Here is a 14,315-nt window from a genome sequence, read left to right on the forward strand (position 1 = left end):
GGATGTCAGTCCTGCGTGAGCCGGCCGTCGACGCGCCGCCACAGGTGCTCTGGATTACCGTCGGAAATGGCCTGCGGTAGCAGGGATGTGGGCACATCCTGGTAGCAGACGGGCCGGAGGAACCGCTCGATGGCCCGGGCGCCGACGGATGTGCTGCGCGAGTCCGACGTCGCGGGCGAGGGACCGCCGTGGACCATCGCGTGGCACACCTCGACGCCTGTCGGCCAGCCGTTGAACAGGATGCGGCCCGCTTTGAGCTCGAGCAGCGGCAACAGGTCTGCCGCCGCCGGGTGGTCGCTGTCGTCGGCGTGCACGGTGGCGGTCAGCTGGCCCTCCATGCCGGCCGCCACGGCGTGCATCTCGTCGAGATCGGCGCAGCGTACGACCACGCTCGACGCCCCGAACACCTCGGCCTGCAGGGCTTCGGACGCCAGGAAGGTTGCCGCGTCGGTAGTGAAAAGTGCTGCTTGGCAGGATGTTTCGTTGCTCTGTGCTCGGCCGCGAGCCACCAGTTCTGCGGCCTGCGCCACCGAATCGACGCCTGAGGCGTAGCTTCGCGCGATCGCGGGTGTCAGCATCGGTGTCGCCGGGGTCTCGGCGAGCGCTTCGCCGGCGGCCTCGACGAAGCGCTGCAGGCCGGGGCCGTCGACACCGATGACCAGACCGGGGTTCGTGCAGAACTGTCCTGAGCCCATCGTCAGTGATGCGACGAATGCCCGGCCGAGATCAGCGCCGCGGCCGGCCAATGCCCCGTCGAGCAGGAAGACCGGGTTGATCGAGCTCATCTCGGCGTACACCGGGATCGGTTCGGGGCGCGCGGCGGCGGCGGCGACGAGCGCTTTGCCGCCGGAACGTGACCCCGTGAACCCGACGGCCTTGATCCGCGGATCGGTGACGAGCGCGATGCCGAGGTCCGGTCCCGAGCCGAACAGCAGCGAGAAGGTTCCCGCGGGAAGGCCTGCCGCGGCCACGGCATCGCTGATCGCTCGGCCGACCAGCTCGGAGGTGCCGGGGTGGGCGTCGTGTCCCTTGACGACGACGGGACAGCCGGCGGCCAGAGCGGATGCGGTGTCGCCGCCGGCGACCGAGAACGCCAGGGGGAAGTTCGACGCGCTGAACACCGCCACCGGGCCCAGCGGAACGGACCGCTGTCGGAGGTCGGGGCGCGGCTGGGGGGTTCGGTCGGGCAGGGCGGGGTCGATGCGTGCGCCGTTCCAGCTGCCCTCCCGCAGCACACCGGCGAACAGCCTCAGCTGGCCGGTGGTGCGGCCGACCTCACCGGCGATGCGGGCCTGCGGGAGGCCGGATTCGAGGACGGCGCGCGCGATCAGCGCGTCGCGGACGGCCTCGAGGTTGTCAGCGATGGCCTCCAGGAATCTGGCCCGGTCCTCGGAGCTGATCGAGCGGTACGGGCCGAACGCTGCTGCGGCGGCGGCGCAGGCCGCATCGACATGACCGGCGTCTCCGTGGAAGTACGGCGGTTCGAGCTGTTGGCCGGCGGCGGGATCGTGCGCACGCACCTCGGTTCCCGTCCCGCGGACGGCCTCACCGGCGATGATCATCTGACCGGTGAGACCCGTGGTAGGAGACATCGTCGCTGTCATACGGTCAACGGTAGGAGGACCGTCGATGCCTGTCCAAGACCGTTTGCCACTCGATTGATGCAGGAACGGCATCGATTCACGGTGCGGTGACCTACGCGGTGACACCCGACGTCGGCTTTTCGTCCATCAAAAGCGCACGTTGCGCTGCCGTGGTAAAACTTTTTGACCGCGGTGTCCGGACTGGGCAACCGGTCGTGCGCTCGTGACATGCGCCGGGCCTGCCCCGGCAAACCTGATGTAGCTCGTTCCGACGGACCGTTTGGCCGCAGCCGAGGAGAACACCGGTGAATGCGACACCATTCGGTCACTACCGACTCGAAAAGCTCATCGGTCAGGGCGGCATGGGTGAGGTCTACCGTGCATACGACACGAAGACCGATCGGGTGGTCGCGCTCAAGGTCCTGCCCCACCACATGGCCGCCGACGCGGTGTTCCAGCAACGTTTTCGGCGGGAGTCGCAGGCCGCCGCCGGGTTGAACGATCCCCATGTCGTCCCGATACACGGGTTCGGCGAGGTCGACGGCCGCCTGTATCTGGACATGCGGCTCATCGAGGGGCGCAACCTCGGCACCATGTTGCAGGAGGCCGACGAGCCGCTCGGTGTGGGATTCGCCGTCAGCATCGTCGAACAGGTCGCCGAGGCTCTCGACGCCGCGCACGCGACGGGTTTGATCCACCGCGACATCAAGCCGTCGAACATCCTGATCACCAGCGGTGACTTCGTGTACCTGATCGACTTCGGGCTCGCGCGCACGGCAGGAGAGCACGGTCTGACCACCGCGGGCAGCACCCTGGGCACGCTGGCGTACATGGCGCCCGAGCGTTTCGAGGGCGGCGAGGTCGACCGGCGATCCGACATCTACGCCCTGACGTGCGTGCTCTACGAGTGTCTGACCGGGTCACGGCCCTATCCAGCCGACAGCCTGGAACAGCAGATCGCCGGGCACATGGTCTCGCCGCTGCCGCGCCCGTCGGACACCGACCCTCGGCTCGCTGCGTTCGACGCCGTCATCGCGAAGGGGATGGCCAAGAAGCCGGACAAGCGCTACCAGAGCGCAGGCGAACTGGCGGCCGCCGCGCGCAGAGCGATGACCGCGCCCGTGCCCCGGGCCGGCCGCGGCTCTCGGCATGCGGCCCGACCCCGGCGCCGGGTGCCGGTCAAGGCGCTCTCGGCGGCGGCCGCGGTGGTCGTGCTCGCCGCGGGTGCGGCCGGACTGTGGATGTGGGCGCCGTGGCGGGGCACGTCCACGACACCTGATGATCTGCCGGACGGGGCCGTGGCGTCGATCGCAGCCGCCGTCCCCGCCGACATCCGCGAGACGGGCCGGCTGGTGATCGGCGTCAACGTCCCGTACGCGCCGATGGAGTTCAAGAACGCCGACGGGCAGCTCGCCGGGTTCGACGTGGATCTCATGACCGCGGTCACGCGAGTGCTCGGTCTGGTGCCGGATTTCCGTGACACTCCGTTCGATTCGATCCTGCCGGGGGTGGTCGACGGCACGTTCGACACCGGTTCGTCGTCGGTGACCGACACCGCCGACCGCGAGGAGCTGGTCGACTTCGTCACCTACTTGCGGGCCGGTACCCAGTGGGCGCGCCGTCCCGGTACCTCGTTGGGCCCGACGTCGGCCTGCGGCGTGAAAGTCGGTGTGGCGCAAGGGACTCTGCAGGAGACCGACGAACTCCCCCGGAAGAGCACCGAATGCACGGCGGCGGGTATGGCGCCGGTGGAGATCATCGTGTTCAAGAGTCAGGACGAGGTGACCACGGCGCTGCTCAAGGGCGAGGTGGATGCCATGTCGGCCGACTCGCCCGTCATTGGATTCGCGATCAAGCTCAGCCGCGGTGACCTGGTACCTGCCGGTGACGTGTTCGACTCCGCTCCCTACGGGTGGCCGGTGAAGAAGAACTCTGCCCTCGCCGACGCGTTGCGCCAGGCGCTCGAGCAGCTGATGGACAGCGGCGAATACCGGGCCATCGCCAACATGTGGGGGGTGGAGCGGGGGATGATCGATCGCCCCGCCGTTAACGGCGCGACGAAGTGAGACGTGTTCCGGGCGGTCTCTCGGTGTAGATCGGGTCAGCACGGGTAGCCCCCTCCCCGAAGGAGGCCACATGACCGATGACAACGCCGCCCAGACCCGCAAGAGCTTCGTGGAGTCCGTCAAGGGCAAGGCCAAGGAAGTAGCGGGCGCGGTGACCGGCAACGACTCGTTGACCGCGCAGGGCCAACTCGAGCAGACCGAGGCCACGCAACGGCGCGAGGCGAGCCGTATCGACGCCGAGGCCGACGTCGAAGCCGCCGAGGCGCGCGATATCGCCACGGCCGCCCAGCGCGAAGGCGCCCAGGAGCGGTCGGCGGCCGAAGCGCGTGCGGCTGAAGCGAAGACGTCGGTACGTGCCCAGGAGGCCGCCCAGCAGAGCGCGGCCGAAGAGGCGGGCCGCCGCGACGTCGATCGGGCGCAGGCCCAGTCCGAGGCCGAGGTCCGCAGCGAGGCGCTGCGTGCGTCTGCACAGGAAGACCAGCAGGTCGCGGCCGCCCAGTCCGAATACGACTCGGCGCTGGACGACTATCGCGACGAGGTCGGCGCGGCGGCACAGGCCGAAGCCGAGGCCGACAGGTTGCGCCGCCGAGCCGAGTCCGTCGACCCCGATGCCTAGGAGGCTCCGATGAAACTCACTGACGTACCGTTCGCCATTCTGCGGCTCCAATACCGCATTGCACGAACGCCATTGCAGTTGGTCGAGGATCGGTTGATGCCCCGCATCGACCAGGAGGCGCCGGGTCGGCTGATGTACGAGCGTGCGTTGGGTGCACTCGATGCCGCGGCCGGCAATGCACTCAAGGATGCTGCTCTCGAGGAGAGCGGAATCTCCCGTATTCAGCGGGCCGCGGCGCTGAGCGACGCGATGCGCCTCGACGACCTGGCAGCGGAGAAGAAGGAACACGCGCAGGATCAGTTGGCTCGCAAGCGTGAAAAGGCTGCGTCCGCACCCCAACAGGCGCAGGCAGAGGCCGAAGAGCGGGTCGCTTCTGCTCAGGAACGCGCTGAGCAGAAAACAGCGCAGGCCACTCGTTCGGCCGCCGAAAAGACGGCGGAGGCAAAGCGGAAGATCGAGGAGTCGGCGGATCAGAGCGTTGCTGCGGCCGAGAAAGCCAAGCGCAGCGCTCAGAACCGGAGCAAGGCCGCCGAGAAGGCGGTCACCGACGTCGCCGACGAAGAAATGGACGACGCCGCCGCGAAACGACGTGCGGCCACGGGAGCGCGAGCCCGGGCCGACCGGTTGGGGGATCTGAGCGACAGTGAACGGCAGCGGCAGGGCAACGTGCCGTGACCGCGCTGCCGCCCGATCCCGACCCCATGGACACCCCCAGCGAGGAGCGCGCTGGGGGTGTCCCCCCGGGGGAGATCTCGCCCCAAGCCGCGCAGACGTCCGCGACCAAGAATCCTGATCCGACGGCGGGCAGGAACCTGAATCCGCGCGCCGCCATCGGAATTGCTGCGATCGCGCTCTTCATCGCGATCTTCGCGGTCGTCGCGATCGTTCTGATCATCCAGATCTGACGCGGGCATACCAGAATGTGACTTTGGTCATCGCGCGAAGTGACAAATGCGCTGGCTCCGAATCTTGTATGCCATTTAGATTAGCTGACAGCGGGCGTTCACGGAAACGCAGCGCTGTTTTGCCTGCGAATGCGTGCCTACGTGCCTCGCAGTCACGATTGCTGGATTTCCGATAATGGGAACACTTCGGATTTGCTGATGGCTCCTGCATTTCCCGGCCATACGCTCGTGTGGCGCCGATGGAATGGCGTTTCGACACGACGAGACAGATCCGGGGACACCCATGAACACCACCTTCTGCAAAGCCGCCGTCACGTGCGGGATCGCGTTTGCCTCAGCCTCGCTGGCACTCGCCGGCGCCGTGCCGGCCTCGGCCAGTAGCTCGGCGCTGATCATCGGCGGCATCGGGGCCGGCACCATGGGAGACTCCCTGATGGCCCCGCTGCTGGGTGGCCAGTTCAAGAACGAGACGCGCGTGAACGTCACGTGGCCCGCACAGGCGGGCCCGATCACAGGCAAGAAAGACAAGAACCTCGGCGACTCCATCAACATCGGCGTGACCAACCTGACCGCCGCGATGAACACCGCGCTCAAACAGTTGTCCCGCGACGCCAACGGCAACGTGATCAACGGCGAGAAAGTCACCATCGTCGGGCTGTCGGCGGGTTCGCTGGTGGTCAACGAGGTCATGCGGAACATGGTCAGCAGCGGTCAACTGCCCGATCCCGACGACATCGAGTTCATCGTGGTCGAGGACTCCAGTCGGCAGGAGCTGATCAAGAACTCCACCAAGTACAGCGCCAAGCTGAACTACACCTATCAACCCGCACCGGTGACGCCCTACGACGTGGTCGTCATCACCGGCGAATACGACGGCTTCGCCGATTTCCCCGATCGGCCCTGGAACGCGCTGGCGGTGGCCAACGCGATGGCCGGCGCCATCGTCGTCCACGTGCCGGTGATGTACGGCGGACTCGGATCGGTCCCGGCGAAGAACATCACCGTCGAGACCAACGCGAAGGGCGGTACCACCACCCACTATCTGGTGCCCACTGCCACTTTGCCTCTGGTGCAACTGAATCCGAAGCTGAAGTCGCAGGAGGCCGCGCTGAAGGCGAAGATCGACGCGGGCTACAGCCGCAACGACAAGGTCGCGGCAACGCCGGCCAAGCTGACCGCGCTCGACGCTCCCGTCGTGGACACCCCCGCACCGCAGGCAGAACCCACCCCGAAGTCAGACGCTGCCACCCGCCGCGAGGCGCGCGCGGCGCACCGGGCGGAGGTCAAAGCCGCCAAACGAGACGCACGCGCGGCGGCCAAGGCCACCAGGGCCGCCCAGCGTGAGGAACGCAAGGCAGCACACGCCGACGCGTGACGAACCCGACCGAAGCCCCGACCTGTCAGGTCGGGGCTTCGTCGCGTCAGGACACCGGCACCGGCGGGGAATGTCTGGCCGCCAAGGCCGTGCCTTCGATGTCGAGGTCCGGCACATACTTGTCGAACCACGTCGAGTGCTTCCACATACGGTCGCCGAGCATGGCCATGACCGCAGGGATGAGGGTGAGTCGGACGACGAACGCGTCGAGGAACACGCCGACGGCCAGGGTGAGGCCGACCGACTTGATGATCGGATCGCTGCCGGCCACGAACGCGATGAACACGCCGAACATGATCAGCGCAGCGGCTGTCACCACCCGCGCCGACAGTCCCACGCCGTGCCGCACAGCGGTCAGTGCGTCAGCGCCGTGGCCGACTTCCTCCTTGATCCTCGACACCACGAACACCTCGTAGTCGCTGGACAGGCCGAAGATGATCGCCAGCACGATGATCGGCAGGAAGCTGATCGTCTCTCCGGGCGTGATACCGAGAAGCGATGCACCCCAGCCCCATTGGAAGACGGCGACCTGAACGCCCAGGGCCGCGAACACGGACAGGAGGAACCCCACGATCGAGGTCAGGGGCACCAGCGCGGCGCGGAACGCGATGGTCAGCAAGATGAAGGCCAACCCGACGACCACGATCAAGAAGATCGGCAACGCGGCCGCCAGCTTCTGTGAGGTGTCGATGTTGGACGCCGTGGTCCCGCCCACCAGGAAGGTCGCCCCGGTGTCGGCCTCGATGGCGTCGCGGTCGGCGCGAATCCTGGTGACCAGGTCCGCGGTGGCGGGGTCGTTCGGACCGGTCGTCGGGATGACCTGGATGATCGCGGTGCGGTCGTCGCCGCCGGCGGGTGCCGCCACGGCCACCCCATCCTCTTCGCCGATGTTCTTCGCCAGCGTGGCCACTGCGCGTGGATCGGTCGCCCCCGTCAGATCGGCCACCACCAGGAGCGGTCCGTTGAAGCCCTCGCCCAGGTGTTCAGCGGTCAGGTCGTACGCCTGCCTCGACGTGTTGGATTCCGGCTGCGACGCACCACTGGGCAGGCCGAGTTGCAGGCCGAGGGCCGGAATGCCGATCACGACGAGCGCCGCCGCCCCGCCGGCCAGCAGCGGCTTACGGAATCGCACCACGAATCCTGCCCAGCGGGCTCCGAGCGTGCGGTGCGGGGTGTAGGCCGCGACCTGCGCCACCTGCTTGGGCCGGCCCGGTTGCAGAGGGGGTTCGATGAACGACGCGACCTTCCCGCCCGCGAAGCCGAACAGCGCCGGCAACAGCGTCAACGCGATCAGCATCGCGAGGAGCACCGATACCGCTGCTGCGAGGCCCATATAGGTCAGGAACGGAATGCCGACGATGGCCAGGCCGCACAGCGCGATGATGACCGTCAGGGCGGCGAACACCACCGATCCGCCGGCGGTACCCACGGCCAGGGCGGCGGCTTCCTGGCGCGGCATCAGCAACAGCAGGTTGGTGCGGTAGCGGTTGAGGATGAACAGCGCGTAGTCGATACCGCACGAGAGACCCAGCATCAACGCCAGCGACAGCGATGCCGAGGGCATGTCGACGAACGCGGCGACCACGAAGATGCCGAGCGCGCCGATGCCGACGCCGATGCTCGCGGTGAGGATCGGCAGTCCCGCCGCTATCACTGCGCCGAACGTGACGAGGAGGATCAGGAACGCCGCCGCGATCCCGATGATCTCGGGCAGGTGCGGAACGTCGACTTTGTACCCGGGGAACACGCTGCCGGCGTACTCGACCCGCACGCCCGCCTTCTCGACCGGCGCCATCGCCGACTCGAGATCGCCGAGCGACGCGTCGGTCACCTCGCCGATCGGAGCTCGCCACTGGACGGTCCCCAATCCGACCTGTCCGTCGGGTCCGATCTGGCGGGTCTGGGCCGGCCCCGCCGCGGCTGCCACCTCGGGCATCCGGGCCAGGGAGGCGACGGCCTCCTGGATCGTGGGTGCGACGGCCGGGTCGGTCAGGGTCTGCCCCGCGGGCGCGGCGAACGTGATCTGGGTCTGTGCGCCGGCGAAGGCCGGAAGTCGCTCGTGGAGCTGCTCGACGGCCCGCTGTGATTCGGTTCCCGGGATCGTGAAGTTGTCCGACGGCTCTCCCCGGAAGCCGACGAAGGCAAGAGCCACACCGATGAGGATGGCCAGCCACGTGCCCAGCACCAGGCGGCGACGGCGGAAGCTGAACCCACCGAGGGCGAACAGATAGCGCGACATCGATCTCTCCGTCAGGTAGTGAACAGGAATCGTGATCTGTTCAGTGATGCCCGAATGCGGGCTGGATATTCGCCACGAACCTGTGATGTCGATGACGCCGCGTCGCCTCCACCGGCGGGGTGTATCGTCGATCTCAGGGTTGCTCAGCCGGCGAAGCGATCGAAGCTTCCGCACTCAAGAGGCGGGACCCTCCCAACACTCGAGGACGTGCTCATGGATTCGTCTGAACTGTTTTCTCATCGTCAGACCGCGCAAGAACATGCTCCGGTGTCGTCATCCGACGAACCGGTGGAGGCCCCTGTTTTCTCTGACCTTCTTCCGAGGCATTCTGCTGATTCGCCCCGTCGGTGAACGGCATACCGCGTGCCCGTCGTGCGGCCAAACCGGTTCGGGTCAGTCTTGCGACCGACCGCGGTGGCGTGATCGACGGGGCGTGGTGGCCCCACTCCTCGGCTATCGCAGCTGAACTCCCCGACCTGATCGGCGCTTTGCATCGCGCACTCGGGGAGGTCGTGACGATGCAGATCAACTGGTCACCCACTGAGGGGCAGCTGGACCTGGAGACCATCGCGGCCGGGTCTCGGATGGCGCTGCCCGGTGGGCATCACCGCCGGCCACGGTTGATGTCGATCGTCGGTCGCGACGCGGCGGTGAAATTGCTTGTCGTCCCGAGCATGACGTCGGTGGCGCTCGGATCGATGGTGCTGCGGGCAGCCGCGGGGATGCCGCCCGGGATCGATCCGGCCAACAATCGGATGTACGAAACAGCTTGTCTGGTGGTCGGTCTCGCGCGTACGGAAAGCGTGAAATGGGGCGAGGCCGCCAATTCGTGACTGTTCGGCCGCTCGGCGCGTGCTACCGTAAGGGCGGGACGCCGAATCTGGCGTTTCATCCCATGAGAGAAGTTGAAAAAGTATGGCACAGGGAACTGTGAAGTGGTTCAACGGCGACAAGGGCTTCGGCTTCATCGCCCCCGACGGCGGCGCAGAGGACGTTTTCGTCCACTACTCCGCGATCTCCGGCGGCGGTTACCGCTCGCTCGAGGAGAATCAGCGCGTCGAGTTCGACGTCGAGCAAGGACAGAAGGGTCCGCAGGCCGTCAACGTGACGGCTGTCTAAAGCGGCACGAGCTTTCGATCGTGGGCTGGTGAGTCACACTCACCAGCCCACTTTTCGTTTTCCGGCCCCTGGGGATCACCCCCAGGGCGGCACCTCGCTAGCTGACCAGGGCGAGCGCATGCGCACGGCGTAGCTTGCCCGACGCCGTCTTGGGGATCGTCCCCGGCGCCAGCACCGCGACGTTGCGCGGCCGCACGTTCACCTCCGCGAAGACCTCGTGGGCGACCCGACGCTGCATTCGGCGTACCTGCTCGGCGTCGTGAAAGTCCTTGGACTCCACGGCAACTGCGAACGTCTCTCGTGACATCCCGGCGTCGAGTCGTACCGCCACCGCGCAGCCTGCGCGCACGCCTTCGACGCGGGCGGCGGCGCGCTCGATATCGGTGGGGTAGATGTTGCGCCCCGCCATGATGATCACGTCTTTGAGGCGTCCGCACACCACGATCTCACCGGTCTCGGTGAGGTAGCCCAAATCGCCGGTGTCGTACCAGCCGAGTTCGTCCTGGGCGGAGATGAAGCCGGCGACGGTCGTGTAGCCGCTCGTGACCGCTGCGCCTCGCACCTCGATGACACCGACGCCGCGGGTGGGCACTTCGGCGCCGTCGTCGTCGACGACCCGGATGTCCATCCCTTCCAATGGGCGACCCAGTGAAACAAGTTGTCGCGCAGTACCTTTCGTGACCGGAACGGCGCGGTGCAGCGCCGACAGCAGATGGGCGTCGACATGGTCGACGACCATCCCGCCGCCGCACTGGGAGAACGACACGGCGACCGTCGTCTCGGCCATCCCGTAGGCCGGGATGATGGCCCCGGGATGCAGACCGAACGGTGCCCCGGCATCGCAGAGCTCTGCCACGTCGAGGGGATCCACCTGCTCGGCGCCCGACAACGCCCACCGCAGGGACGACAGATCGAACTCCCCGGGCTCGGCCTGGCGACGCAGTCGCTTGGACAACAGGGTGTAGGCGAAGTTGGGCGCGGCGGTCATCGTCCCGCGGTACTTGGAGATCAGCCGAGGCCACAGAAGTGTGTCACGCAGGAAGTCCATGGGCGTGACCTTGACCAGTTCGGCCCCGAAGTACATCGGCACCGTCAGGTAGCCGGTCATTCCCATGTCGTGGAAGCACGGCAGCCAGCTGACGATCACGTCGGTGTCGAGGTCGAAATCGCACGCTGTCGTCATCGCTGCGGCGTTGGCGACGATGTTGGCGTGCGTGATTCGCACGGCCTTGGGGGATCCGGTCGAGCCGGAGGTCAGCTGCAGCAGCGCGACATCGTCGTCATCGGTGTCGACCGGGCGCACGGGATCGTGAGCCAGCAAGGCATCTACGGTCACCACCGTCACCCCGAGTCCGGCGAGGACGGGGATCGCGGCCAGGAAAGGTTCGGACACGACAACCGCCTTGGCCGCCAGCATGCGGATGACCGTCGTCGTCTCCTCCGCCCAGCGGGCGAGGTCGGTCCGTGGTGTCGGTTGGTGCACCATCGTCGCGCTGGCGCCGCGCATCCAAATGCCTTGTGCGGTGGGCGCGATGTCGACGGGCGCGCCGGCGAGGACGGCAACGGCGTCGCCGGGGCCGATGCCGGCCGCGGCGAGTCCTCCCGCGATGCGGGCGGCTCGGTCGTGCACCTCCAGCCACGATTGGCGCAGGGGCGCGTCGGGTTCGCCGGTGATGAATGCGCGCACGCTTCGGCGGGCGTTGTCGTACATGGTCTCGGTGAATTGGCTCAAGACAGCCCCTCAGGCTTAGGTCTGTGTGGTGGATGAGCCGCTGGAGTACGACCTGCGCGGGGTTGACCTCCCCTGGGGTGCCCAGATGTGTGTGGTCTCCGACTGTACGGACCGCGACGCCCACTTCCGGGGACGCGCGCGATATCCGTCGCGCGTTTCGCGAAACGCCGCGGGTTCCGTCGCCGGAAACCCGGGATCTGACTCATCGGTAAGAAAGCGGCGAAACGCTCCCACCGCGTGCGGACCGCACGGTAAGACTGACGCATGGGTGCCGGGTCGTGTGTGGGTCGTGTCGGGGGATTGGCAGTAGCGCTCGGGATCGGAGTCGCGGTTCTCGCCGGTGCGGGCGTTGCGGCAGCCGACGACGGTGGCGACTCGTCGGGCACGTCCGGCGGATCGGCCGCCAAAACTTCCCAGACCTCCCAGACGTCGAAGCCGTCGCGGACTTTGAAGACGTCGGACGCGTCGCGCCAGAAGCCCACAGTCAACCGTCCTGATGAGTCCATGACTACAGCGCGCGCCACCGACGACGAGAAGCCGGATGCGGACACCAGGCCCGTCCGCACACGGCACAAGCTCGCCACGTCCATCTCCGAGACGCGAGCCGACAAGGCAGGCGCCGACGAGACGCCCGACACCCGGCCGGCAGACACCGTCACCGAACCCGAGGTGGCGCCCGCCGGATCGGCTGTCGCCGACGTGCCTTCGGTGGTGCACAAGCCGTTCTGGGTGAAGAAGCCGGAGCTCGCCCGCGCCGAACCCGAGGTGGCAGAGCCGGCTTCGGACGAGCCGGCCCGCGCGCTGACGCCGCTGCTCGACCGCATCGCCGCCAAGCGCGCCGAGGCGGGTGCCGGTGACAACCCGGCGCCGCCCGCACTGGCATCGCTGGTGATGTCGGTGGTGACCGCCGGTCGCGAGGTCACCGACGACACCTCGCCGACCGTCGCCGGCGCGCAGACCACGAGCCAGGTGGCCGACAGCTACTCGATCCCGGAAGGCGTGACGGTCGAAGAGGTTCACCCCCCGCTGTTCTGGCTGCAGCGCATCCCGGTGCTCGGCACGTTCGTCTTCACACCGATCGTTCGCACGCTGCATGCCCTTCCCCTCGTCGGGGACGCCCTGCAGCCCATCATCGGCTTCCCCCTCAACCGGTTCGACCCGCCCGGGACGCCGCAACCGAAGAGCTATTGGGTCACCTCGTTCGACGGGACCCGGATCTTCGTCAACGTGATGCCGTCGTTGACGTTCGACGAAAACGGCCAAGCTCCTACGGTTCTCGACGGCCCCGGCCTCGGCCTGCCGGGGTCGACGTCACTGGCTCTGCAGAACGACAGCCTGTTGCCGTACGACGTGATCGGTATCGGACGGCTGCGGGAAGCCGGCTACAACGTGGTTACCTGGGATCCTCGCGGCGAGTGGCGGTCCGGCGGCATCATGCATCTGGACTCGCCGGATCTCGAGGGCCGCGACGTCTCCCACATCATCAGCTTCCTGTCGACGCTGCCGTACGTGAAACTGGACACGACGAATGATCCCCGCCTCGGGATGGTCGGCGCGTCCTACGGCGGTGGCATTCAATTGTCAGCAGCCGCAATCGATCACCGTATCGATGCGATCGTGCCCACGATCGCGTGGAACGACCTCGTGGACGTGCTCTTCCCCCGCGGAGCGGTCAACAGCGCATGGGGCACCCTGTTGCCTGCGGTGCTGGTGCTGACGTTGGCCCGCGAACACCCGCGGATCCTGCCCGTCGCCGTCATGGGGGTGTTGTTCGGCAAGGTGCAGCAATCTGACCTCGACCTCGTCGAGAGCTTCGGGTTCGCCGACCAGATCAAAGACATCACCGCGCCGACCTTGCTGATCCAGGGCACCGTGGACACGCTGTTCCCGCTCAGCCAGGCCGACGCCAACGCCAAGGACCTCCTCGCCGCAGGCACCATCACCAAGGTGATCTGGTACTGCGGCGGCCACGGCGCCTGCCTGAGCCAGCCCAAGAGGGGCGAGGTGATCCTCGACCGCACGATGGACTGGCTGGACCGCTACGTGATGGGCGACGCCACCGTCTCCACGGGGCCCGAATTCGAGTGGACCGACCAGAACGGCGTCTGGTACAGCTCCGACAAGTACCCGGTGGACAACGGCACCCCGATCACCGCGACCGAAGACACCCCGAAGACCATCCCGTTCATCCCGTTCCTCGGCGGCTCCGGACCCGACCCGCGGATCCTCTTCCACGGACCGCTGCAGACACTGCTCGGCATCGCCTCAGCAGGTCCCGCTCTGAACGCAGTCAACCTGAAAGTGCCTCCGGCGCAGGAGCTCACGCACATCGTGGGGGCGCCCGAGCTCACGCTGACCTACTCCGGCACGGGCAACGCCAAGCACGTGTACGCCCAGATCGTCGACGACAAGACCGGACTGGTGCTGGGCACCCAGGCGACACCGATCCCGGTCACCCTCGACGGTGACACGCACGAGGTCACGTTCTCCCTCGAGCAGGTGGCCCACACGTTGCAGCCGGGCGAATCGGTGACCGTGCAGCTGGTCACCTCGACCATCAAGTTCCTGAACTTCTACTCGTGGGGTCGGATCACGGTCGATGGCATGACGATCACGCTGCCGACGCTGGCCACCGAAGCCCAGCCGGAGCCAATCTCGGCCTGAGCCGGCGCACAGGTTC

General features: G+C 67.4%; 11 protein-coding genes. 8 read left to right on the forward strand and 3 right to left on the reverse strand.

Translation table 11 applies throughout. The annotated features are described in order from the left end of the window. Positions 1 to 5: 5 nt before the first annotated feature. Complete coding sequence (locus tag ACXYX3_RS03850) at positions 6 to 1,604, reverse strand: aldehyde dehydrogenase (NADP(+)) (protein WP_458610207.1); 1,599 nt, start codon at positions 1,602 to 1,604, stop codon at positions 6 to 8. 284 nt (positions 1,605 to 1,888) lie between these two features. Here ACXYX3_RS03850 and stpK7 point away from each other — a divergent pair, with 284 nt between their 5' ends. The 5 genes from stpK7 to ACXYX3_RS03875 all read left to right on the forward strand — a co-directional run bounded on the left by stpK7 (position 1,889) and on the right by ACXYX3_RS03875 (position 6,545). Then, the gene (gene stpK7 / locus ACXYX3_RS03855; RefSeq protein WP_458610208.1) at positions 1,889 to 3,649 is read left to right on the forward strand and encodes a serine/threonine protein kinase StpK7; all 1,761 of its coding nucleotides are present in this window, start codon (positions 1,889 to 1,891) and stop codon (positions 3,647 to 3,649) included. Positions 3,650 to 3,719: 70 nt separating this feature from the next. After that, positions 3,720 to 4,265 (forward strand): CsbD family protein, encoded by a 546-nt coding sequence (locus ACXYX3_RS03860; RefSeq protein ID WP_241205284.1) that lies wholly within the window; start codon positions 3,720 to 3,722, stop codon positions 4,263 to 4,265. Positions 4,266 to 4,361: 96 nt separating this feature from the next. Further along, entirely contained in the window at positions 4,362 to 4,940 is a 579-nt protein-coding gene (locus ACXYX3_RS03865) for an IF2 family translation initiation factor (protein ID WP_458610209.1), read from the forward strand. Further along, positions 4,937 to 5,170 (forward strand): DUF6480 family protein, encoded by a 234-nt coding sequence (locus tag ACXYX3_RS03870; protein ID WP_458610210.1) that lies wholly within the window; start codon positions 4,937 to 4,939, stop codon positions 5,168 to 5,170. Before ACXYX3_RS03865 ends, ACXYX3_RS03870 begins: the two co-directional genes overlap by 4 nt. A gap of 283 nt (positions 5,171 to 5,453) precedes the next feature. Beyond that, positions 5,454 to 6,545, forward strand: coding sequence for a PE-PPE domain-containing protein (locus ACXYX3_RS03875; protein WP_458610211.1), 1,092 nt, complete (start codon positions 5,454 to 5,456; stop codon positions 6,543 to 6,545). A gap of 46 nt (positions 6,546 to 6,591) precedes the next feature. On the opposite strand, the gene ACXYX3_RS03880 is transcribed toward ACXYX3_RS03875, so the two are convergent. After that, on the reverse strand, positions 6,592 to 8,784 hold the full coding sequence (locus tag ACXYX3_RS03880; protein ID WP_458610212.1) for an MMPL family transporter: 2,193 nt from the start codon (positions 8,782 to 8,784) through the stop codon (positions 6,592 to 6,594). A gap of 347 nt (positions 8,785 to 9,131) precedes the next feature. On the opposite strand from ACXYX3_RS03880, the gene ACXYX3_RS03885 reads away from it, so the two are divergent. Together ACXYX3_RS03885 and ACXYX3_RS03890 are read left to right on the forward strand one after the other, a co-directional pair. Beyond that, positions 9,132 to 9,617, forward strand: a complete 486-nt coding sequence (locus ACXYX3_RS03885; RefSeq protein WP_458610213.1) for a DUF5994 family protein — start codon at positions 9,132 to 9,134, stop codon at positions 9,615 to 9,617. A gap of 82 nt (positions 9,618 to 9,699) precedes the next feature. Beyond that, complete coding sequence (locus ACXYX3_RS03890; RefSeq protein ID WP_046366004.1) at positions 9,700 to 9,903, forward strand: cold-shock protein; 204 nt, start codon at positions 9,700 to 9,702, stop codon at positions 9,901 to 9,903. 97 nt (positions 9,904 to 10,000) lie between these two features. Here ACXYX3_RS03890 and ACXYX3_RS03895 read toward each other — a convergent pair whose 3' ends face one another. Next, entirely contained in the window at positions 10,001 to 11,635 is a 1,635-nt protein-coding gene (locus ACXYX3_RS03895; RefSeq protein WP_458610214.1) for a fatty acyl-AMP ligase, read from the reverse strand. A 264-nt stretch (positions 11,636 to 11,899) separates the two neighbouring features. On the opposite strand from ACXYX3_RS03895, the gene ACXYX3_RS03900 reads away from it, so the two are divergent. Beyond that, on the forward strand, positions 11,900 to 14,299 hold the full coding sequence (locus ACXYX3_RS03900; protein WP_458610215.1) for a CocE/NonD family hydrolase: 2,400 nt from the start codon (positions 11,900 to 11,902) through the stop codon (positions 14,297 to 14,299). Positions 14,300 to 14,315: the final 16 nt, after the last annotated feature.

It is taken from the genome of Mycobacterium sp. Panama NTM2 (assembly GCF_054355555.1).